This window comes from Paenibacillus paludis, from assembly GCF_042610515.1.
Taxonomy (GTDB): domain Bacteria; phylum Bacillota; class Bacilli; order Paenibacillales; family Paenibacillaceae; genus Paenibacillus_AQ.
The window spans coordinates 73,727-96,124 of sequence record NZ_JBGJZP010000001.1 but is presented as its reverse complement, the minus strand read 5'-3'; the positions used below and the strand labels follow the sequence as shown (position 1 = coordinate 96,124).

The following is a 22,398-nucleotide window of genomic DNA, read 5'->3' as shown; positions in this document are numbered from 1 at the left end:
CCCTTACTTCAGCAGAAAATTGTATGAATATCGTTACTCACTTGCCTTAAGAAGTGTTGAATCAATGAGTGCTTGGACATTTAAGACCGAAATCATACGATTGTTGGATTCATACCTGCACTCGATCACTTGCTTATTGGGATTATCAGGTGGTTCATGAACGACAGAATCAGCAGCGGAGGCAATGTCTTCAACAGAATCAACAACAAAAGCTAATTTATGTGTATGCAAGATGATGAACTTGTCTTGTTCACGGCGTTCCTGACGAGAAATATTCAGTTTTATTCTCAGGTTAATGACAGTGTAGAGTTCTCCGTAAATAGTTGCGAATCCTTCATGCCAAGGTTCGGCAAATAGAAGTGGTGTGGATTTTTTAGAATCTTGGATTTCCCCGATAGTATTGATATCGAGTCCAAAGTCTTCATTTCCGAGTTTGAATACAATGATTTGATCCATAAATTAGCCAGCTCCTTCTGATGTCAAATAAGCTCTTTGTTGTTTATAATAGTCAAACAAATGTATCACACTTTGAATAAAGTCTTTCTATTTACTTTCGGAAGGAAGTGACGAAGATATGATACGATAATTTTTTTATTTATAATGGATTGTTGAAAAAAACCTCGAAAGGCACAAAGCCAATCAAGGTTGATTACATAATTGTTCAAGTTAGCTGCGTAATGTCTAGCTGCGCTCGGAGGGATTGATAATGGCCAGAACCTGATGATCCTCCCAGACCCCATTGATCTTTACATTGCTTTGAGCGATGCCTTCTTTGTGGAACCCGGCATTCTCAAGCACGCGCATGGATCCGGGATTTCGGGGAGAGGCTTCCCCTGTGATCCGGTGAAACTTCAGCTCCTCGAAGGCATAGCGCACCACCTGCTTCACAGCCTCCGTCATATAGCCCTTGCCGTTATAATCCTGGTCCAGACAGTATCCGATCATGCAGCACTGAAGCGGACCCCGCACCACAAAGGACAACCCTACGTTACCAATAATCCGGTCGTCCGCCATGTGGCATACTATGAAATCATATTTCCGGTCCTCTGCTCTATCGGCATTACTCTTCTTAATCATTTGGAGCTGCTGCTCCTCCGTATAGAACTCATCCGGGTTGGTTGGTGAAAACTTCTCAAAAAACTCCCGATTGCGCTTGAACATTCCTGTCAATTGTTCGGCGTCCGCTTCCTCCGGGAACCGGACGTACACTCGCTGATCTAACATTTGCACCATCCCCTACTAATAAATATATTTAAATAATCATATCACAGGAAGAAAGGTTGGGATATTAGCATTTTGTCACTTTCGGCTTATATCGTTACTATAAAAAAAGTCGCCAATATGGCGACTTCTAATGAAATCATAATTCCTTCATAATCGTAAATGTGCCGTCGTTACGGTTCTGGAACACAAGATTCCGCTTAATGCTTCCTAAGTAGTCGGATAGTAAAAATTCATTGTTACCGATTTGACGCAGTCCTGAACCGTCCAGCCGAATGGCGAAAGTCCCTCCCGCTTCCAAGTTTTCAGCCTTTGCGGTGAAATACGCCCATCCGTGCAAGATGTCCAAAGGCTCAAGTTCCCAACCGATTATTTTACGAACAATTTGATTACCTTTTTTAAACAGATGAAGGTAAGTCGTGTCTGCCTCCTCATCATGCTCTACAAAAACGAACGAATCGGAATCTGCATCACCCATGTAATCTGTCATATAGAAAAAATAAGTAGAGAGTTGCTCCTCATTGTTCTTCGCGGTTTTCCAGTTATATTCGATTTCATCGTCTTTCTGCACGATATACTTCTCGCCAGTAGACGGCAAGGGCTGTCGCAAAAGCGGAAAATAGACGTCCAACCCATCAGTTTGTATTCCTGAGCCAATGTAATACCGATACCTTTTATCCTGCGCATCCAACAGGGTTGAACTAACTCTGACCTTCGACTTTCCATCCAGCGCCATCCGGTACACGCCAGGTTCGATAGTCATGCTATTGGTGACATAATAGATGCTCTTGTTCTTGAGGGAAAATTGATCGATTCCCCCTAAGCTGGTCAGGCGCGTCAATCTTTTGGAGGACACTTCTAGCTTGTAGATATCGCTTGTCTGGTTAACCCCATGCTTCAGAAAATATAATGTCTCGTAATCTTCATACAAGATATTGCTGTAAATACCGGTCATGACCATAGTAGTCTTCGTCTTGCCCGGACCGAAAATCGTCTTATACAGCCCCTCATTATCTTTTGCCCAAAAGATTGTCAACGGTTCCAAGGGTTTAGGGTAATCGATTTTTTGGACTCTAATTTTTAATTCGGGTGCTTGTTCAAGATTTGGAGCGATTCTAGTTGCCCCGGTTAGCATTATAGATGTCAATACGGCCACAATAAGAACAATCCTCTTACGTTTAATCATGTCTGTCCACTTCTCCCCAGAAAATAATTCAAGCTCTCTCATCATACATACATTCGACAAAAGGGATTATTTTCCTATACTGTTACATGCAGCGGTGTGGGTAGGGCCTTCAATTCACAATATATAAAATAAGAGGAAGCTCAAGCGCCTGGCAATAATAATAAAGGTTAAAAAATCGTCGGCACCATTCCCCCATCCATTCGGATTGGAGAACCCTTAAATGCGGAGGCATCTGGACTGCATACAAATGCAGCTAGTCTGCCTATCTCTTGCGGCCTGATAAACCGTTGGATTTCAGATTGAGGCAGGTTTGTCGCCATGAATTTTTTCTCTTTTTCCGCAAAACTAATTTCTTCATTAGGGTAAATGCTATCAATGATTTGATGGACATTCTCGGAGAGTGTGGGTCCCGGCATAATCGTGTTGATGGTAACTTCCGTTCCTATCGTTAGTTTAGATAAACTTTTGGACAAGGATAATAACATCGATTTGGTCATGCAATACTGAGGCATTTGACCGGAAGGCATGATGGCTTCTTCGCTCGCAATAAAGATAATGCGGCCATAATCGTTTTTTAACATCTGAGTAAGATAAAATTTAGAACATCCGTTTGCGGCGAGAACATTCGTACGGAAGTATTTCTCCCACACTTCATCGTCAATATCCTCATATGTCATGATTTCATAAATGCCCATATTGTTTACTAAAATATCCACGCTGGGGTACTTCTTGAATAAAGCTTCCCTTTGCTTAATATCCACGATATCAGCTGTCGCATTCTGAGGAGAGGTGGCCGGGAATTGTGCCTTGATTTCCTGAACTGTTCGTTCTACCTCTTCATCGTTCCGCCCGTTTATTAGTACATTAACTCCTTCTCGGGCCAGTTCGATGGCAATAGCCCTTCCTATCCCTTTCGTCGATCCTGTCACAAGTGCGGTTTTATTGGCTAGTCCCATATCCATGTTATCTGTCTCCTTTTTCTCTAGATGTTCGAGATAGGGATTATATTACCTTGTCTGGGTCGACCGGTAACTAGCCTTTTACGCCATTGTTCTCGCTTAACGCGCCAATGTTATGGTTGTCGGAATGTTTGGACCTATATGTTCGGCACGCCAATGGGATGGAGTATCGCCTTGCCATGAGCGAAAGGCACGGTAGAATGAGTTCTGATCCTCATATCCGATAAGGAAGGCTACTTCTTTAATCTCTAGCGTGGGGTCAGCCAAATACTCTAGCGCCTGCTCATGTCTAGCTTGCATTAACAGCTGCTTGAAGCTCGTACCTTCGTCCGTAAGGCGACGCTGCAAGGTGCGATCGCTCATACCCAGTTCCCTGGCGACAGCCTGAATGTCGGGCCGCCCTCCTGTGAGGCTGCGTTTCATGATCCATTTGACTGTTTCGGTCATGGAGCGGCCGTATTGCCGTTCATCCAGCGTACGATCCAGAGCGGGAGTCAGAATCTCCAACAACTCTTCGTTGTACGAAACAAAAGGGCAGTCCAGATCTCTTCGACGCAGCGTCAACCGGTTGCATTCCGTGCCGGTCCGTATCGGGCAGCCGAAGTAAGTTTCAAGCGACTTTACATCGCCCATTGGCTGTGAGAATTCGACGAGCTTTGCAGTTAAAGGCTGTTCGCTGCCCCGGCGCCCGAGCTCCAGAAGTGTGGCAAATGTAATCCCGACCAGCATCGCCGGACCGGATTGCTCAGTACGCTGCCAATCCAGTTCGATCCTGCAGCTTTCGCCTTCCTCGGTAATCTGTAAGCTCTCAGGAGGACACAACTGCTTGTACCGGGCCATGCGGTTAAGCGCATCGCGATAGTCGCGAGCATGGTATGTCGCCATGACGGACGGCGGATATTGCGCTGTATCAAACGCAGTAGAAAGCTTGATGATTCCTTGGGAGATATCGCCGACGAGATCAGAGTATGCCTGCCAGACCGCAAAATATTGGGCGACCGTGACTCCTGCAGGTCCGTTGATAATCGTGAGCGGCAGCCGCGCTTGACGAACAACATCGTGAGCGGCAATTCCTAACTCTCGCAAACCAGCCCAGAACCCTGGCGGGATCTTTATACGGTCAGGGGTATGGAATGTCATATTGTTAAGCCTCCTTGACTGAAATACCTGGTCCCTTTAAATTAAGAAAACCGCGCGAAGCGCGGCTCTTAGCTATTTATTTGGTTTAGTCCATTATTCGTCTTATCTTATTTGACTAAAAATCTTTCGTAAGGCCCCGCTTGGAAACCCTGTCAACGTAGCTGTGCCATCTTGCAGGAAAGTTAGCTCTGTCCGGCGAACCTGCAGATCCTCCATCCGATAACGGTCCGTCAAAAGGTGGATTACCTGATTATTACTCCCTCGCAGACCAATATCAGCTGACTGGTCTGCCTCATAGCGGCCGTCGATCAGCACATCGATATACTCCATAATACTATTCCCTTTCGGCAACTTGGAAATTTCCTCTTGGGTATACCCGCTGAACACGATGATGGAATATCCATGTTGACGTAGCTTCTTGAGCAGTAGCAGCAAGCCATCCTGTTGTTGAAAAGGCTCCCCGCCGCTTACGGTTATGCCTTCCACGTCGTTTGGAATACTCTTGCAGAGCTCATCAATGCTCATTTTGATACCGATTCCTGGTTGGTGAGAAGCCGGATTAAAACACCCAATGCAAGCGAGGGTACAACCCTGCAAATGTATGACCAAACGCAACCCCGGGCCGTTCACCAGGGAGTAAGGAGTGACACTAGTATGAAGCAGGAGCTGAATTTCGGTGTCCTGAACAGATTCATTAAATGGTGATCTACTATTCATAAAAGTTTTTCGTACTTGTTCATAGTTCCATGCTTCGCAGAATAAAATTCCGGCTTTCGCTGTTTTTTCGTTATCTGTCCTAATGCAAGCTCGAATGGCCGGGTCGCGGCGTCGCATTCAGTACCCTTATAGTTCTGAGCCTCGATCGAAACGGAACCGTCGGGGCCGACCGTTATGACAATCTGCTTCATTTCACAGCTCCCCTCCTCCGCCTGATACTGCTTGAGTTAACACCACTTTCACCGACCCGTCGGGCATGGATTGGCGGGTTACCGAATAACCCAATTTGCGGGCCTCCATAGTTGCTAGAACTACACCGTATGTTTGCAGAAGGCGGCCTCCACCCTCACCGATTTCTTTGGCCACATGTCCCTGATACCAGTCGGTGATAATCCCGTAGTGGCCGTCCTGCTGCTTATTCAAAACAACGTCATACGGTCCTTTGCATTTGATGACATAATCTCCGTTAATCGTTCGTCCCCCATAGCCCCGCGCCTGGCCTTCTTGCACAAGTTCTAATCCGAGTTCCCGGCACGCCATACGGACCGCCTCGATATTTTTAATGGTTGTCTGCAAAGTTGTAAAATGTGACACCAGTTCCTCCTAACTCCGCTTAAATAAATAAGCGTCTTTTATTATCGTCGCCGTTTATCTCTATCATGCTGGATGAGGCGGGACGCGCATTCGCCATGCCCCATTCCCGGATACGCTCGACATGCGACTTCATGATTTGCGAGAGTGGTTTGGTTGCCCGATATGCTTCCAAGATGTCACCCGTTTGCAAATCGCGATGTTCACTGAAAGCTCGATAGAGCCCGGACACGATTGCCTGCTCAATCTCGGCTCCACCAAAACCGTCGCTTTCCCGGGCAAGCTGTCCCAGATCGAAAACGTCCGGATTCCGCCTGCGTTTTTTCAGATGAATGCGAAGAATATCCTTTCGTTCTAGCTCGTTGGGCAAATCTACATAAAACAGTTCATCGAACCGCCCTTTCCGCAACATTTCAGGGGGCAGGGCGTTCACGTTATTCGCCGTGGCGAATACAAAAACGGGCCGCGACTTTTCTTGCATCCATGTGAGGAAGGTTCCAAGTACACGCGCCGTTACACCGGAATCTGAGGAGCCCGATGTCTGCAGTCCGGCCATCCCCTTCTCCAGTTCATCGATCCATAAAATGCAAGGCGATATCGTCTCGGCCAAATTCAGCGCCCGTCTCATCTGCTCCTCGGACTGCCCTACAAGGCTTCCGAATACCTTCCCGATATCGAAGCGCAGCAGTGGCAAGTTCCAAGCGCTCGAGATCGCTTTGGCTGAAAGAGATTTACCGCTGCCGGGCACGCCTACAACCAGAACTCCTTTTGGGTTTGGCAACCCAAAGGCTTGAGCTTCCTCGGAAAAAGCCCGCTTTCTCTCAGACAGCCATGACTTGAGCAAATCCAGACCGCCGATTTCTTCCGTTGTAAGCTCTGCCGGTATGAACTCGAGCAGCCCCGACTTTCGTATGACATTTGATTTTTCAAGCTGGACGTTACGAATTGCGTCGGTCGAAAAGCTTTTGTAGCGCACAAGTGACAGAGCGAAAACATTTTCCGCCTCCGCGCAAGTGAGGCCCAGTGCATTTTCCAACAGTGCCTTGCGATCATCTATCTGAATAGATTGAGGAACAGATTCTAGAACACTGTCCAGTACTGAGGATAATTCATCTATTTTGGGTAGAGGAATATCGATTAGTGTAATTTCTTTTTCAATTTCTGGGGGAAGGTCTACGCGGCAGGAGAGAAACACAAGATGGCGGCCGCGGCTTTTGGCGATCGGGATAAGATCCTTAATCTTTTGCAGCACTTCGGGACTCCCCAGATAGAAATGAAAGCTGAGAAACACGTAGAGACTCGAATCCTCGCCGTCCCTCACCGCATTAAGCGCTTCTACAGGGTCTGTTACTTCCAGCCGTTTCCCCGTATCTTTGCTTATCCAGCCTTCGGTAATTGACCACACTTTCAGTTTAAGGGACTGATCTCGGGCTACTTTGGCCAATTGCGTTAACGCCCGCGCTTCCTCCCATGTACGAATCCATAATGTCGGGTAACCGGCTTGCAGGTAACTGGTGATATCAAACATTGAAGTCTATCCTTTCACTTGTGTATTTCCTAATATTCGTAGTAAAGCTATAATAATTATACATTCAGCTGGGCTTTCTATATAGATTGAATTTAAGATTTCCCCATTTGGGCGAGGACGTAACTACGGTGAATATTTGGACTTCCGGCCGCTGTTGTCCCCGGATTTCTTGATTTAACCCGCTATTTGCGGTGGAAATCCGGGGACAAAGGCGGTCGCTATCGCTCCTACAGTTCCAAAATTCCCCTCCGCTACTTTTGCCCTTTTGTGTAGTTATTAAATTCATTCTATATAGCCATTATTTATCCAAGCAAGCTTATTTTTAAGGAGGGCATCATGGCGATACTCACGATTGAAGATTTTAACCGTCAAGCGGCCGGGGACTTACTACGAATTACCCGAAGCGAAACGTTTCAGAGAATTTTTGTCCGTCAAAACAGTAATTTAACCCAAAGCGAGTTCGAGCAACTCGTCGAAGAATTTACGGGTCACCTCAATTGTAGCGCAGCTCAAGGTGAAGCTTTTCTTGTGCTAATGCTTCATTATCTGGGCATCAAATACGAGCCTAACCCGGAAACAGTCCAGTCCGTGTCTTCGCCAGCTACAGCTCCACAAGGCATCATCACGAAGCGGGAATTCTCAAAGGATGAGAAGCGGGCCTTTCTTGAGGCAGTCAAGCAGGCAAAAGTCGAAACTGTAGCCACCTTCGTGCAGCAGGGCTATGATCTGGAAACAAAACACCGCAACAAAAAAACCGCCCTCTTGGTGGCCGCCTCCGAAAACAAATCGGCTCTTGTCGAATATCTAATCAGCGCGGGCGCCGATGTCAATGCGGAAGACTCGGAAAATGAAACAGCCTTAAGTTACTCGATCATCAACCGCAATGAGAAGCTCATCGAGCTGATTTTGCCGAAATCCAACGTTCGCTCTCTGGACATTGCACTGTATGCTTGCAACCGGAACGATGCAGATCCGGCTTTGGTACGCAAAATCGTGGAAGCGGGGGGAGATCCTTACTCTCAAAAGGTATGGATTCCTTCTCCCATCATGCAGGCTGTCAATACGGGGAAAGTTGGGATTCTGGATACATATATCACTATTTTAAAAGCAAACGGACGTCCCGCAGAACTCGGGAATCTCATGGAAGAACTCCTAAAATGGTACCCGAAAAATGCGGTCTATCATCTGCTGATCAGACATGGAGCTGAGAAAACTTATCAAGATGGCACGGGGCGGAACTTGATCAGTCTTGCCATAACATACAACGATATTATGTTGGAAGACATCACTTCCTTGGATACATATGCGGAGCAGGAACGCCTGGCGATGATCACTCTTCTTGTGCAGGAAGGTATGGATATAAATCAGGGCGATTATATGGGGAGAACCCCGCTTCATTACGCTATTGGCGAAAACAATCCAACGATCGCTTCACTCTTGCTAAAATTAGGCGCGAATCCCAATCAACAAGATGTTTATCAAAAATCGCCGCTGCAGTATGCCACAGAAAAACGATATAAAGAGCTGGTAACCATCTTGTCCCGGGCCGGCGGGAATACGGCGCAAGAATTCGTACAAGATGCTGACGCTGGTAATATAGCCCCGGCCAGTGTCGGCCGGAAGATTTCTTTTTGACGCCGCTTCTCTTCGGAATGAATTGATCCAATAGACAAAGCAAATAAACCGTACGCCTTATGAAGGGCGTGCGGTTTATTTGCTTCATTATAAAGATGATATTTTAAGTGTAATATTACAGTCCCTTAACTTCAAACTCATAGATTCGCGCGGCTGTATCGGCACCCTGCGAGGGCTTAGTAATGATTAATTTTACATAGCGGGCTTTAACTAGCGCAATCGCATCAGTCGTCTCGGCTGCCGTGTTTCCTTGGACCTTGACGGCATCGGCCCAGTTCGTACCGTCGCTGCTCACCTGAATGGTATAATCGCTGGTATTAAACCCGGACCACTCTCCTCCGCTCTCAGCCTGCTTGATGACAAAGGTGCTGATAGGATGCTCGGCGCCCAGATCGACTTGAAGCCAGTGAGGCAGATTGCCAAGTGCGCACCATTTGCTGTTGTCCGACACTTTACCGTCTACGGCATTAGGCGCTCCTTCCTTTTCCCCGCAGGCATGATCGGCTGTTGCAGTTTTGCCAAGTGCCAGATTCTTCACCGCACCGGCTTCCTTGCTTACGGTGATGAGCGCCTTTTTCGTCACTGTGTCTTGGCCCGAGCTGTTGGTTGCAGTCAGTGTCACGCTATACACGCCTTCCTGATTGAACGTTACCACCGGGTTCTTCGAGGTGCTGATAGCAGGACTTCCGCTTTCGAAGGTCCATGACCATCCTTCTGTCACTTCGGTCGACAGGTCGGTGAAGTTTACGCTCTCACCTGGAGCCACCAGCGTCCGATCGGCTTTGAACTCCGCAGCCGGCTTCGGATAGGCCGGCCAGCTGATCTTCACGCTGGTGGCCTGACCTTGCTCGTATCTTCCATTGACCGCAACGACCTTCAATACCGTGACCGCTTCTTTATCTATTCTTCTCATCTCAGGGACATAAAACACATGATTTGGCGTTGCACCCATTAGCACCTCATTGCCATCCGGCAGTACACGATAGATTTCGTACTGCTTCACCTGCTGATCAAGCGGTTTCCACTGCAATCTGGCATCTCCATAGATTCCATTGCGGAAATCGGACTGAGTGGCTTTAAACTCTCGAACCGCCGGGAGCTGTTGAATCGGGTCGTTGGCATTTTGGATGGAGAGCTGGCCAATTTGTATGGCATAATTACTTATCGTATCCTTGGAGTCAAAATACAGTGACAACGCCATGATCCGTTTCCCTTTATAAGGGGTCAAATTCAATGTTTCTGTAGTCCAGCCTGGTGATGTCTTATCCTTCACGTTAAGGAAGACAAATTGGTCGGGATGGTCTGCGAAAGCAAGGCCAACCTTCAGGCTCGGCTTGCTCTGCGTTTTGTAAGTAACCGCCAGCTTCGTACTTGCTTCGATCTTCAGATCTGTCTTGTAGAGCTTCAGATGTGTCGCATTGTCATGGCTCAGCACTCCTGATACCTTCAGCGAACTGCCGCCGTAATACGCATCGGACCAATCGAGTACCGGTGTAAGCGGTGTTCCTTTGCTGTCTGCGATCCAGCGCCATGTCGGCAGGATATCCTGCAGGCTCCGGTTGTTCCATCCCTTATCGCGCACCTGCTTCCCTCGAACATAATATTTCTGTCCGCTTCCAGTATTGAAGCTGGTGATGAAGGGCAGCTCATTTACCGGGGATGTTTCGACCACATCGTTCGCGATTCCTTTCCAGGCTTGGCTGCTCGCGGTATTGCCCGGATTTCCGTTTGGTCCCACCCAGAATTTGTTCTCGCGGATGAAGAAATCCTCCATACTCTCTGCGCTGTTAAAAGCCCAGTCCGGGCGGTAAATACCCAGAGAAGTGACTGCAGGCTCTCCTTCCGGGAACAGCAGCTTCCAGTTCACCTTCGTATCGTAACCCTTGGCTTCAACATCAATGCCTGCATATAGGTCAAACGGACTTCTGCCCAAGCTTGTGGCCTTCTCTGCCGAGCTTTTAAGATCCTTCCACCAGAAGTTCAGGAACATGCTGTCTGTTATTTGCTTCCCATTGTCCTGCAGGAACATCGCATTTTTGTCATTTAGTGCATTCTGCCAACTGATACTGCCTTCTTTGGTCATGGAATCGTACCATACGATGTGCATAGATGTAGACTTGTGCGATTCAAGATAACTCAGGAAAGCTTTCATTTGCTGTGCGTCAGCCGGCGTACCACCCTCAGTCTCCTGGTTAATGAACCAGCCGTCAAATCCGTAATACTTCGCAACCTGGATCAGCTTGTCAGCGGCAGGAAAGGAGCCGTCGCTGTTCTGCTGAAGCATCTGCTTCACCCATTCATATTTCCCGCCATACACAGTTGGCGGGAAGAACACCGTTCCAATGATCGGCACGCCATTCTTATGAGCTGCGTCGATCGTATCGGCGCTTGGAGGCACGATGATCCCTTCGCCGGCCGAGCCGCCCCAATAGACTAGTTTGTCAACATATTGCCAATAGGTAAACGTGTTTGCCCCGAATTTGTCCGAGCCCTGTGAGGGTACTCCACTTGTTCCCGAATTGAGTGCCGATAAAGCCATAACCTTCGGCGCTTTAGTCGCATGCGAGTTGACTCCTGCTCCCACAAAGCGGTCCTGCAGCGGGACTGTACTGCGGTTGAATGCTGCATCCGGGTCGGATGCCGGACTCCACTGAAGCAATTGCTCTGGTAACCAATAGGATGAATAAGGCTGTTTTGCAAACGCAGAAGTGGATAATGCAGCGCACATCATAACTAAGAAGATAAAACCTGCACCTATCTTTTTCATGCCATCCTCCTCCAATTGATCAATCTGTGTTGTTAATAGTAGAATAATGCCAGCTTTATTTATTGGCTGCTTTCCACTCGTCGTATTGCTTCTGTGCTTCTGCTATGACTTTGTCCAGCCCGGCAGCCTTCATCTTGGAGATTGCCTTCGGCAGATGTTCATCCGGGTCGACTGCACCTGTCATGATAGGTGGATAGAATTCTTTTACGATCGCCGAGATGGACGCTACTTCGGTCTTTACTGGATCAGGGTTGAAGTTGAAGCCGAAGCTTGGAGCAACCTTGGCGGAATTGTTGAACTCCTTGAACGCTTCCCATTTATCCGCAGGGTCTTCCTTGTGGCTGTAGGTCAGGAAAAGATTGCCTAGTGCAAATCCCGGCATCTGGTACCCGTCTTTCATGGCCGGCAGATCTTCAATAACGTCTTCAGAGATCTTCTTATAATGCGTGCCTTCGATACCGTAGTTGATCAGATTGCGCAAATATTTGTCCGTATTGAGCAGGTTCAAGAACATCATCGCACGCTCCGGGTTTTTGGAATTCGCCGAGATTGCGTGCATAGAACCGGTTGCAGAGCCTGTAAAGATAACCGGATCCTGCATCGGTGAGGTCACAATGTCATAGCCCGCACTTCTCGACCAGCCCAATTCTGCATAAGGCTGCGTTTGCTCGCGGTCAGCAAACCATTTGCCTGTCTTGATGTTATCAATGCCTTCCAGAGTTGCAACATCTTTGCGCAGATATCCGGCTTGATAATATTTGCGAATGGTTTTGAGCGAGCTTTTTAGTTCGTCGGATTCAAGGATATTGACGTATTTGCCATCCGTTGAATTCATATTCATACCAACCGGGAACTCATCGCCCAGGAGGAAGTCGAACGGCATATAAGGCTTGAAGCCTTTCGGTACGGCCAGTGGTGTAATGTCAGCCGGCTCGCCTTCCTTGATTTGTTTCAAATAAGGTTCGAGATCCTCTAGGGTGCGGATTTTTGTAATATCCATCTTGTACTTGTCGACATACTGTTTGTTAAAACGCCATACCCATTGCGAAGCCAGCTCCTTGTTCACCGGCACGGCATAATTTTTGCCATTCACCTGCGATCCAGTCAGGAAACGCGGGTCGAGCTCTTTAATGATGTCCTGACCGTATTTTTCCAGCAAATCATTGATTGGCAAAAATGCACCCCGAGTTGCGTTCGGCAGGTAGTCAAAAGCCCAGGATGAGGTGAACGCGATATCGTAATTCTCCCCGGAAGCAGTGATAACCGGTAACCGTTTCGAGTAGTCGCCCCAGTCAATCATTGTGATGTCGACGGTTGCGTTGATTTTGTCCGTCAGGTATTTATTCATTTCCTCTTGAACCTTTGGCAGGTCACGCTGTGGACCACCGATCAGGTATACCTTGAGCTTCACCGGGTCCAGCTTATCCCCGGTCTGGTCGCCGGATTCCGTTGGACTAGCCGATTGGGTCTCGGACGGCGTATTCCCGTTACTGTTCTCCTTCGTGTTGTTGCTGCCACAGCCAGCCAACGTGGAAGCAAGTGCAAACAGAAACACAACCATTAGCAATACAATTTTCTTGGACTTCATATGTCTCCCCCTAATCAATATAAATATCTATTGTTACTGCCCTGCTTCGGGCAGCTACAACTTATCCAACTTATTCCTTAACCGAACCAATCGTAAGTCCTTGGATAAAATACTTTTGAAAAAACGGATACGCCAGCGCGATGGGCAGCGTAGCCAGCACAACCATCGCCATACGGACCGTTTCTGTCGGCAAGGTCGCAGCAATGTCGTAAGATACTACCTGGCTGCTGTTCTGTACGATGAAGTCCATATTGTTCTGAATCCGGATTAAAAGTGTTTGCAGTGGAATTAAATTTGGATTATCAATATACAGAAGCGCATTGAACCAGTCATTCCAGAAGCCAAGTGTACTGAAAAGCCCGATAGTCGCAATACCCGGCAGCGAGATGGGCAGCACAATACGTGTGTAGATGCCAAATTCGGTTGCTCCGTCGATCTTGGCCGATTCGATGATCGCATCCGGCACAGTCGTCGTAAAGAAGGTGCGCATGACGATAATATAGAATGCGTTCAGAATGGATGGGAATATCAGCGCCCAGATGGAATCCCGCAAATGAAGTACTTGCGTAACGACGATATATCCCGGGACCAGTCCCCCGGAGAACAGCATGGTGAAGAAAGCGAGAAAGCTGAAGAACCGGCGCTGGTCAAAGTTCTTGCGTGAAATTGCGTACGCATATGTAGAAACGAGATACAGCGTCAGAACTGTTCCAATGACCGTTACGGCCAGAGTCACGCCCAAGGATTGGACCATTTGCTCACCGGACCGCATCAGAAACCGGTAGGCGTCCAGACTGAGCACCTTGGGCAGGATACTGAATCCGTCGATGGCCAACGTCTTCTCGTCCGTAAAGGAAATGATAATGATAAAAATAAACGGGAAGATACAGGATAGGGCGAATAAGCACACCCCCACATTAAATATAAAATTCCATAATGGACTAATCGCATTGATGTCCCTGGTCTTCTTCCTGGGAGCATAGAGCAACGTTCTCTCCATAGATTCGCTTAAGTCATTCATTGCAGGCCCCCCCTTGCCGATTTTTTTAGAATACGGCATAATCTTTTTCAATTTTGCGTACAGCGTAATTCGCGAGCAGAACGAGAATCAAACCGACAACGGATTGATAAAGGCCTGTAGCCGTACTCATACCTGTATCGCCCATGATCGTCAGCCCCCGATACACGAATGTGTCGATAACGTTGGTGACCGGATACAATGCGCCGGAATCCCGCGGAACCTGGTAGAATAAGCCGAAATCCGAGCGGAAGATGCCGCCGAGTGCCAGAACTGTCAAAATGATCATAAGCGGCCTCAGCATCGGCAGTGTAATAAACTTGATCTGATTCCATTTGGTAGCGCCGTCGATCATTGCTGCCTCATAATAAGAGCGGTCGATGCCGGCAATTGCTGCAAGATAGACGACGCTCCCGTATCCGGCATTTTTCCAGAGACCCAGAAAGATAAGAAAATACGGCCAAAATTTCGTCTCGCTGTACCAACTGACCGGATCTTCGCCAAAGAAGACAAGAAGCTGATTGAACACGCCCTTTTCGACATTGAGGAACGAGAATACAAAATAGCTAATAATAACCCATGAGAGGAAATACGGCATAAACATTGCGGTTTGGTAAAATTTCGCCAGCCGTTTATTCAACAGCTCATTCATAATGATGGCAAGCGTAACCGCGAGAACCAGTCCAAGCATGATCAAACCGACGTTATAAAGAATCGTATTGCGCGTTATGATATAAGCATCGTCGGTCGAGAACAGAAATTCGAAGTTTTTGAAGCCGACCCACTCGCTTTTTAAAACGCTTTCAAGAAAACCTCCCGGATGAATCCGGAAATCCTTAAAGGCAATAATCGTCCCAAACATCGGCAAATAAGCAAAAATAATAAACCACGCTGCTCCCGGCAGTACCAGCAGAAGAAACGCCCTATTCTTCATCAGTTTCTTCAAGATGCCTAGCACGGCTGTCCCTCCTTTGATTCACTTGTAGCTGAGTTCATCCACTGTTCATCCCCTATAATCAACAATGGTAGACTTCAGCTCACTTGGTGTATTGGATTTTCCCGTTCACCCCTGTCTTTATTATGAAAGCCGGGCAGCCGCCGAGATAGTTGAAAAATACAATAAAATGATGGATTAATTAAAGATAGCGCCTTTATTTCACTAAAAAACACACCTCCGTAAGGTGTGTTTTTTTCGAACCGACAGGTCGTGCCTACTTTTTCATATACATCGAACGCAGTTCTGTCGGGGAAACGCCGGCATATTTTTTGAACTGCCTGTAAAAGTAAGAAGTATCCCAATAGCCTACCTCCGTTGCCACCTCCGCCGTCTTTTTGTCTGTGTACAGCAGCAGATGGGTGGCACGTTCGATCCGGTACTGGTTCACATAATCGGAGAAGCTCGTGCCCGCCTCCTGTTGAAACAACTGCCCCAGATAGTTGGGATGAAGGTCCAGTTTCTGGCTGAGCGTCTTCAGCGAAAGCTCCTCTTTGTAGGTGTTTTTCACGAAATCCAGTACAGCCATCACATGCGGGCTATAGTCCCTTTCAGTCGCATGGTATGTATCAAGTGTTTGATGGATCACCCTTTTCACCAGCCGCTTCAGCCCGCTGCGAGTATGGATTCTGGATAAGGGAGCGAATACGCCTCCGTAATCCGGAGTCTTTTCCAATGTCTTGGCCGCCAGCATTAGCTGAATTGCGGAGTTGAAGAACGGCGTTCTTGCCGAGTGCCCATCCTCTGCCTGAACATCAAAGAAGTCGTCGATGAACCGGTCAACCTCAAGACTTTTCCCGTCTCGTAGCAACTTATGGAATTGATCCATAGTTGGCTCCCTTTGCTCATATGCAGGATCGGCTTCTCCTTCGTTGTCCGATGTCACTATGAATGTCTCTGACTCGCCAAACAAATGATTCTCAAGCCACAGCTTCACTTGTTTGCAGCTTTGCGGAAACCCCAGATAGGATTGCTCGGACTGCCCTTTCACGCCCCATACACAGGCGCCTGTATCAGACGCGATCCACTGCTTCATCCCGCGAAGCGCATGATATTGCCATTCTTCTTCTTCCATGCCGGTTGAAGCGAACAGCACGATGATATCCCCTTCCTGATCAGGGAAGCAGATGATCTCACAGCCGTGTGGTAATTGGTTTCTCCCTATGATTTCACACTGCTCGGCAATTACGGGTCTGTAAAACTGCGGATCATCCATCTCGTGATCATGATCAGTTACGATTCGCAGCGCAGCAGCGCTGTAATTTGACTTGGTCAGGGGGATTTCCAGCAGCTGCGCGCGCTCCCGGAACTCTTTGGCATCAATGGTTTCATTAGCCCACCGCTGCAATATATTATTCCTCAGAATCCTCCAGCTCTGATCCATTTGGATTTGTCTGATTTCCTCGCGCTCCCAATCATGCTGCATATGCTTAATCGTCGCTTCCAATTCGTCGATATTGACCGGCTTGAGCAAATAGTTCTCGACACCCAGCGTAATGCCTTCCCGCACGTAATTGAATTCCTCGTAACCGCTCAGAATGATGAACTTAGTGAGGGGACTACGTACTTTGACCTCACGGATCAGCTCAAGTCCTGTCATCTGAGGCATCATGATGTCCGTGATAACCAGATCTACGGATAAGCCGTCCAGTTTTGCTAGCGCTTCCACCCCATTGCGTGCTGTATCTGCAATTTGCATATGATTCGCATTCCAATCGATGATGGACTGCATTCCTTCGACAATGAGTGGCTCGTCATCCACCAGCAATACGTTCCTCATTCGGTTAGTCCTCCCTTGTGAATGGAATTTCGATGATAACCTCACAGCCTTTATCCTGCTCGCTGATCACACTTATTCCAAACTCGCTGCCATAATTCAAACGAATGCGTTCATGTACATTTTTTAGACCCAGGGAATCACTTGATCGCGAAGGTGCTCCCCCCTCACTTTGCAGCGCCTTGCGTAGCTCTATTAATTTCTCTTGCGTTATGCCTTTCCCGTTATCCTTCACACGAATAATGATGTGTCTCTCCTGTTTTGCAGCCATTATTGAAATCCGGTTATCGTCGTCATTTGCCCGAAAGCCGTGAACGATGTAATTTTCGATAATCGGCTGAATCAGCAGTTTAACCACGATACTTCCGGCGACCGGCATCTCGATGTTCGTTTCCACCTGCAGCTTGTTCTCGTACCGGTATTGGATCAAGGCCAAATACATCCCGCACAGTTCGATTTCTTCGGCCAAAGTTACATGTGTTTGTTTTTTGATCAAATGCCTGAACATTGTTGCGAGAATATAAATCATTTGACCAACATCCCTGGCCCCTGAACTGATGGCCTTCATACGTATACTCTCGAGCGTATTGTACAGGAAATGCGGATTGATCTGCGCCTGCAGAGCCACGAGCTGTGCGTTCTTCTGCTTGATCTCCGAGATGTAGACGGTTTGGATATAGGACTCCAGCCGGTCACACATATAGTTAAAGCTTTGCGAGATCTGCTGCAGTTCGTCCTCTCCCTCCATTTTGATCCGCTTGCTCAAATCGCCATCCTGCCAGCGCCGCATGTAGACGATAATTCTGTGGATTTTTTTAGAGTAGCGGCGGATAACGGTGAACGTCACTGAGATGCTGATAATGATGCATAAGATCACGATCCCTGTGAGACTAAAACGTAAGGTTTGAAGGCTCTGTAAGATTTGAGACTCCGGAATGATGGCAGCAGCGACCATCCCTGTGTTCCCGATATTCAGTAATTGTACTTTGGAGCGTTCCTCCAGATTCACCCAATCCCCCGGCTTAGTCATCTGCTTCCAATACGGATAGACGGTATTATCGTAACGCCCCTGCGAGTCAAAAATCACTTGCCCCTGCGACGTGATCAGCATTATCCGACTGCTCGTATTGTTTAATTTTTCCCGCAGCAGCCCTTTAATCCGGCTTGTATTGAGTTCGAACAGGATGGCACCGTATTCCTTCAGCGTCACAGGGTCCTTAAGGACATTCACGTAGCTGTAAGGTGTGGATTCCCCGGCGGCTTTCCCCTCGAACAGCGGCTCGTTGCCCATATACTGCCAAGGCTGATTGCGGAACCCTTCATACCAGTCCTGATGTGCGGCGGATAACGTAGGTTGATCGTAAAAATGCTGCGTTTCCCGGTTTAGAAGGTAATAAAAGTCCTGGTCCGAGCTGTACAGCACGATGTTCGAGATGGATGCTTCCTCCTTCAGCAGCAGGCGTAAATGATAATCAAAGCTGTTGCGCTCCGTCCGGTAGCTGTTTGCATATTGATTCAGACGCCACTTGAGGAAGTTCTCATATTCATGAGTCAAGAAATACTTCAAATCATCTCCAATCATCGCATCCGTATAAATCTGCTGCACCGCGCCATACATCCGTTCGTTCTGCTGATTCAGACTGATGCTGATGATGTCTAGTTCCTGAAGACTCGCATCCATCTGCTCCCGTACGAGCCGCTGCTCATAATAGCGGTAAGCGAGAATAGAGACACTAATAAACAAGAGAACCATGACCATGGAGTAGAACAAGAGGATCTTGTTAAACATTTTTTTCTTCAAATGATTTTGATAAAAGGTCCGGATCTTGGACATTCGCGCCTGACCGCCTCCTTCGGAGCCAATTTTCAACTCAGTGTATCACCGTTCGTTAAATTTACGCAATAAATAGAACATGCAGTGCCTTCCCCTCAACTTTCAATTGTCAAAAGAAAAAGAAAGCGCTATAATGAGCGCATTCCCCTATGCTATTCACTTTTTATCCCAATTTGGATCTTTCCCTATAAATCATTCACCCTCCGATAATATGAACTGGGGGTCCACACGATGTTTCTTACCGAAAACAAATTACAGGCACGTATTCATGAATTATCCGCACTCCGTTACCGGGACCGGAAGACCCTGAGCGTATTTCTTGCTTGTGAAGACCGCCGGGAAGATATTAATCCTACGGTTCCAGGTGCCGAAGCCAATTGGCAGCCAATGCATATTAACGAGACCTGGACTGGCCGGGATCTCTATTTGTGGCTGCGTACAGATGCTGAAATCCCTTTATCCTGGGAAAATAAGCGAATCGTCGGCTTGTTTGATTTCGGCGATACCGGGGGCGGCAATAACTCCGGCTTTGAATCCCTTTTCTACTGGGAAGGCAAGCCTTTTCAAGGCGTCGATTCCAATCATAAGGAAGTATTCCTTCCTGCTTCGGCGGCAGGCAATTCAGCTGAGCTGCTCTTCCGCCTATGGTCTGGTCTTGAAGGAGGCGGACAACCGCGTAATCAGACGCATACCTTCAAACAGGCGGAGCTGTGCTGGCTGGATGAGAAAATGGACGATCTTGTGTTCACCGGGACGGCCATTCTCGAAACCGTAAAAATCCTGGATGCAAATGCACTGGAGCGGACGAAGCTGCTGCAGGCGCTTCAGCAATCCTTACGTATGATCGACTGGGCAGACTCCGAATCAGAGGCGTTTTTCATCTCTGTCTACGAGGCCAGAGACAATCTTAACGCCTGCCTGGAAGCCATGGACAAACTATCCGATGTGACCATCACTTGTATTGGCCATACCCATATTGACGTTGCCTGGTTGTGGCGGCTTAAGCATACACGCGAGAAATGTGCACGGTCCTTCTCTACGGTGATGCGGCTGATGGAGATGTTCCCGGAGTATGTTTTCCTGCAGACACAGCCCCAGCTATATGAATATGTGAAAGAAGACTACCCGGAGCTGTATGAATCCATCAAGGAGCGCATTGCAGAAGGCCGCTGGGAAGCCGGCGGTGGCATGTGGCTTGAAGCGGACTGCAATCTGACCTCGGGTGAATCGCTGGTTCGGCAATTGCTGATCGGTACACGCTTCTTGAAGGAGGAGTTCGGATCGGAGTGCAGGTACTTATGGTTGCCGGATGTGTTCGGCTACAGCTGGTCCCTGCCGCAAATTTTGAAAAAATCGGGCATTCATACGTTCATGACTACGAAAATCAGCTGGAACCAGTATAACCGGATGCCATTCGATACGTTCCATTGGCGCGGCATAGACGGCTCCGAGGTATTGACCCATTTCATTACCACTCCTGAACCGTGGTCTGAGCCGGGTTCATGGTTCTACACCTATAACGGGAAGATCATCCCCAAGACGGTCAAAGGAATATGGGATGCCTACCGCGACAAGGAGATGAATCAGGAACTGCTGCTGTCCTATGGCTATGGTGACGGCGGTGGCGGCGTAAACCGCGAAATGCTCGAGATGCGGCGGCGGCTGGATCAATTGCCCGGACTACCAAAGGTGACTACCGGACGTGCAGATGCCTATTTCGAAAAGCTGCAGCAGACGGTGGCGGATACCGATTCATACATCCATACCTGGGACGGCGAATTGTATCTGGAGTATCACCGCGGGACGTATACCAGCCAAGCTTACAACAAACAGATGAACCGCAAACTCGAACTGGCCTATCGTGAAGCCGAGTGGCTGAATGCCCTGCAAAGCATTGTGCAGGAAGACTGGAATCTGTATCAAGCCAAACCGCTGACCTCAGGATGGAAAATCATTCTGCGCAACCAGTTCCATGACATCATTCCAGGCTCCTCCATCCGTGAGGTGTACGAAGACAGTACAGTCGAATACGAGGAAGCGTGGCAGATCGGCAGTCAAGTCGACACACAAGCCCGGACTGCGATCGCAGCAGGAAAAACGGCAGGCAGTTTCTCGGTGTGGAATTCCTCACCATGGAGTATTACGGAGCTAGTCGCTATTCCCGCTTCTGCGGGGATGGAGCAGGGATATTGGTTAAGCGATGCAGGGCTGCGCTTGAATGCACAGCTGGATACAGGCATTTGGTATATTGAGGTGCAAGATATTCCTTCGCTCGGGTATACAACCATACATTTCCATGGCGAAGCTGAATCTATCAATTCGGAGTTGTCTCCATTCAGCCATACAGAACTTGGAATCGAAACCCCTTTTTATCAATTGGCATGGAACGAAGCCGGGCAGTTGACCCGCATTTACGATAAAGCAGCACGACGGGAAGTACTGGCCAAGGGTGCTAACGGCAATCTATTGCAGGTGTTTGAAGATAAACCTCTGGCACATGAAGCTTGGGATATTGATATCTTCTATCAGGAAAAAATGACTGAGATTCGAGATTGCACAGCAATCGAAGTGATTGAGACCGGTCCGCTTCGGGCCGTCATCCGCTTCAATTGGCAGTACCGTAATTCTACAATTACGCAGAACCTGATCGTCTATGCCGGGAAACGGCGCATCGACTATGTGACCGAAGTGGATTGGCACGAGAAGCAGCAATTGCTGAAGGTGGCTTTCCCCGTCGGCATCCGCTCTACTGAGGCAACCTATGACATTCAGTTCGGCAACGTGAAACGGCCGACACATTGGAATACGAGCTGGGATTGGGCGCGCTTCGAGTCTGTCGGGCATCAATGGGCAGATTTGTCCGACAAGGGTTATGGTGTCAGCCTGTTGAACGACTCCAAATACGGTTATGATATTAAAAACAATGTCCTGCGGCTCACGTTGATCAAAAGCGCTACACATCCTGATCCGCATGCCGATCAGGGGCTGCATCGCTTCACCTATGCCCTTCTACCGCATCAAGGGGATTGGCTGACCGCTCAGACCGTGAAGCAAGCCTGGTTCCTGAATGCCCCGATTCGCTATACGAAGGGACATGCAGAGCAGCTAAGCCGCTCCATGTTCGCCTTGTCCGGCGATACGGCTATGATCTCTGCTGTCAAAAAAGCAGAGGATTCGGACTGCCTCATCGTGCGTATTCACGATTACTCCGGAAGCTCCAACATGCTGGAGCTAACGAGCAGCCTGCAGATTCATGGATGGAGAGAAACGAACTTGATGGAACAACCAGATGGCGAAATGCATAACGATGCTGGCATCTGCTTCGTCCTTGAACCTTATGAGATTAAAACCTTTGAAATCGACCTGCGATGCTAACTGTCATGTAACGATGGCTTTCCTCTTAGAAACAGAACAAGGCGAACTCCTGTGAGTTCGCCTTGTTC

17 protein-coding genes are annotated in these 22,398 nt (G+C 48.2%); 2 read left to right on the top strand and 15 right to left on the bottom strand.

The genetic code is table 11. From position 1 onward, the window contains the following. Positions 1–33: 33 nt before the first annotated feature. The 9 genes from ACAN56_RS00395 to ACAN56_RS00355 form a co-directional block, all read right to left on the bottom strand. Entirely contained in the window at positions 34–456 is a 423-nt protein-coding gene (locus ACAN56_RS00395) for a chemotaxis protein CheW (protein ID WP_038592128.1), read from the bottom strand. A 225-nt stretch (positions 457–681) separates the two neighbouring features. Beyond that, positions 682–1,224: a GNAT family N-acetyltransferase gene (locus tag ACAN56_RS00390; RefSeq protein ID WP_052092089.1), complete on the bottom strand. Its 543-nt coding sequence runs from the start codon at positions 1,222–1,224 to the stop codon at positions 682–684. A 136-nt stretch (positions 1,225–1,360) separates the two neighbouring features. Further along, positions 1,361–2,407 carry a hypothetical protein gene (locus tag ACAN56_RS00385; RefSeq protein WP_379139655.1) on the bottom strand — a complete coding sequence of 349 codons (1,047 nt, stop codon included), beginning with the start codon at positions 2,405–2,407 and terminating at the stop codon, positions 1,361–1,363. Between the two features lie 167 nt (positions 2,408–2,574). Then, on the bottom strand, positions 2,575–3,369 hold the full coding sequence (locus tag ACAN56_RS00380) for an SDR family NAD(P)-dependent oxidoreductase (protein WP_379139653.1): 795 nt from the start codon (positions 3,367–3,369) through the stop codon (positions 2,575–2,577). Positions 3,370–3,465: 96 nt separating this feature from the next. Next, positions 3,466–4,506 (bottom strand): AraC family transcriptional regulator, encoded by a 1,041-nt coding sequence (locus ACAN56_RS00375; protein WP_379139651.1) that lies wholly within the window; start codon positions 4,504–4,506, stop codon positions 3,466–3,468. A 102-nt stretch (positions 4,507–4,608) separates the two neighbouring features. Beyond that, positions 4,609–5,223, bottom strand: a complete 615-nt coding sequence (locus ACAN56_RS00370; RefSeq protein WP_379139648.1) for a 4Fe-4S single cluster domain-containing protein — start codon at positions 5,221–5,223, stop codon at positions 4,609–4,611. Further along, the gene (locus tag ACAN56_RS00365; RefSeq protein ID WP_038592106.1) at positions 5,220–5,414 is read right to left on the bottom strand and encodes a DUF2997 domain-containing protein; all 195 of its coding nucleotides are present in this window, start codon (positions 5,412–5,414) and stop codon (positions 5,220–5,222) included. The genes ACAN56_RS00370 and ACAN56_RS00365 overlap by 4 nt, the downstream gene beginning before the upstream one ends. A gap of 1 nt (position 5,415) precedes the next feature. Beyond that, the gene (locus ACAN56_RS00360) at positions 5,416–5,817 is read right to left on the bottom strand and encodes a DUF1257 domain-containing protein (protein ID WP_379139646.1); all 402 of its coding nucleotides are present in this window, start codon (positions 5,815–5,817) and stop codon (positions 5,416–5,418) included. A gap of 19 nt (positions 5,818–5,836) precedes the next feature. Further along, a complete protein-coding gene (locus ACAN56_RS00355) occupies positions 5,837–7,342 on the bottom strand; it encodes an AAA family ATPase (protein WP_038592097.1) in 1,506 nt (501 codons plus the stop codon). A gap of 336 nt (positions 7,343–7,678) precedes the next feature. Between ACAN56_RS00355 and ACAN56_RS00350 the strand changes: the two genes are divergently transcribed. Then, entirely contained in the window at positions 7,679–8,977 is a 1,299-nt protein-coding gene (locus ACAN56_RS00350) for an ankyrin repeat domain-containing protein (RefSeq protein ID WP_379139643.1), read from the top strand. Between the two features lie 115 nt (positions 8,978–9,092). On the opposite strand, the gene ACAN56_RS00345 is transcribed toward ACAN56_RS00350, so the two are convergent. From ACAN56_RS00345 to ACAN56_RS00320, 6 genes are all read right to left on the bottom strand, one after another. Further along, positions 9,093–11,744 carry an endo-beta-N-acetylglucosaminidase gene (locus tag ACAN56_RS00345; RefSeq protein ID WP_379139641.1) on the bottom strand — a complete coding sequence of 884 codons (2,652 nt, stop codon included), beginning with the start codon at positions 11,742–11,744 and terminating at the stop codon, positions 9,093–9,095. Between the two features lie 55 nt (positions 11,745–11,799). Further along, entirely contained in the window at positions 11,800–13,332 is a 1,533-nt protein-coding gene (locus ACAN56_RS00340) for an ABC transporter substrate-binding protein (protein ID WP_379139639.1), read from the bottom strand. A gap of 70 nt (positions 13,333–13,402) precedes the next feature. Next, positions 13,403–14,353: a carbohydrate ABC transporter permease gene (locus ACAN56_RS00335; RefSeq protein WP_038592089.1), complete on the bottom strand. Its 951-nt coding sequence runs from the start codon at positions 14,351–14,353 to the stop codon at positions 13,403–13,405. A 25-nt stretch (positions 14,354–14,378) separates the two neighbouring features. After that, the gene (locus tag ACAN56_RS00330; RefSeq protein ID WP_038592086.1) at positions 14,379–15,308 is read right to left on the bottom strand and encodes an ABC transporter permease; all 930 of its coding nucleotides are present in this window, start codon (positions 15,306–15,308) and stop codon (positions 14,379–14,381) included. Positions 15,309–15,561: 253 nt separating this feature from the next. Further along, positions 15,562–17,124 carry a response regulator gene (locus tag ACAN56_RS00325; RefSeq protein ID WP_379139636.1) on the bottom strand — a complete coding sequence of 521 codons (1,563 nt, stop codon included), beginning with the start codon at positions 17,122–17,124 and terminating at the stop codon, positions 15,562–15,564. 4 nt (positions 17,125–17,128) lie between these two features. Next, the gene (locus tag ACAN56_RS00320) at positions 17,129–18,955 is read right to left on the bottom strand and encodes a sensor histidine kinase (protein ID WP_379139634.1); all 1,827 of its coding nucleotides are present in this window, start codon (positions 18,953–18,955) and stop codon (positions 17,129–17,131) included. A gap of 231 nt (positions 18,956–19,186) precedes the next feature. On the opposite strand from ACAN56_RS00320, the gene ACAN56_RS00315 reads away from it, so the two are divergent. Then, positions 19,187–22,330, top strand: coding sequence for an alpha-mannosidase (locus ACAN56_RS00315; RefSeq protein WP_379139632.1), 3,144 nt, complete (start codon positions 19,187–19,189; stop codon positions 22,328–22,330). Positions 22,331–22,398: the final 68 nt, after the last annotated feature.

Excerpts from the sequence above, each read along its gene's own strand:
- ACAN56_RS00385 (WP_379139655.1), bottom strand. The coding sequence starts at position 2,407 with ATGATTAAACGTAAGAGGATTGTTCTTATTGTGGCCGTATTGACATCT.
- ACAN56_RS00340 (WP_379139639.1), bottom strand. The coding sequence starts at position 13,332 with ATGAAGTCCAAGAAAATTGTATTGCTAATGGTTGTGTTTCTGTTTGCA.
- ACAN56_RS00315 (WP_379139632.1), top strand. The coding sequence starts at position 19,187 with ATGTTTCTTACCGAAAACAAATTACAGGCACGTATTCATGAATTATCC.
- ACAN56_RS00370 (WP_379139648.1), bottom strand. The coding sequence starts at position 5,223 with ATGAATAGTAGATCACCATTTAATGAATCTGTTCAGGACACCGAAATT.
- ACAN56_RS00345 (WP_379139641.1), bottom strand. The coding sequence starts at position 11,744 with ATGAAAAAGATAGGTGCAGGTTTTATCTTCTTAGTTATGATGTGCGCT.
- ACAN56_RS00380 (WP_379139653.1), bottom strand. The coding sequence starts at position 3,369 with ATGGATATGGGACTAGCCAATAAAACCGCACTTGTGACAGGATCGACG.
- ACAN56_RS00355 (WP_038592097.1), bottom strand. The coding sequence starts at position 7,342 with ATGTTTGATATCACCAGTTACCTGCAAGCCGGTTACCCGACATTATGG.
- ACAN56_RS00320 (WP_379139634.1), bottom strand. The coding sequence starts at position 18,955 with ATGTCCAAGATCCGGACCTTTTATCAAAATCATTTGAAGAAAAAAATG.
- ACAN56_RS00395 (WP_038592128.1), bottom strand. The coding sequence starts at position 456 with ATGGATCAAATCATTGTATTCAAACTCGGAAATGAAGACTTTGGACTC.
- ACAN56_RS00350 (WP_379139643.1), top strand. The coding sequence starts at position 7,679 with ATGGCGATACTCACGATTGAAGATTTTAACCGTCAAGCGGCCGGGGAC.
- ACAN56_RS00365 (WP_038592106.1), bottom strand. The coding sequence starts at position 5,414 with ATGAAGCAGATTGTCATAACGGTCGGCCCCGACGGTTCCGTTTCGATC.
- ACAN56_RS00335 (WP_038592089.1), bottom strand. The coding sequence starts at position 14,353 with ATGAATGACTTAAGCGAATCTATGGAGAGAACGTTGCTCTATGCTCCC.
- ACAN56_RS00390 (WP_052092089.1), bottom strand. The coding sequence starts at position 1,224 with ATGTTAGATCAGCGAGTGTACGTCCGGTTCCCGGAGGAAGCGGACGCC.
- ACAN56_RS00325 (WP_379139636.1), bottom strand. The coding sequence starts at position 17,124 with ATGAGGAACGTATTGCTGGTGGATGACGAGCCACTCATTGTCGAAGGA.
- ACAN56_RS00375 (WP_379139651.1), bottom strand. The coding sequence starts at position 4,506 with ATGACATTCCATACCCCTGACCGTATAAAGATCCCGCCAGGGTTCTGG.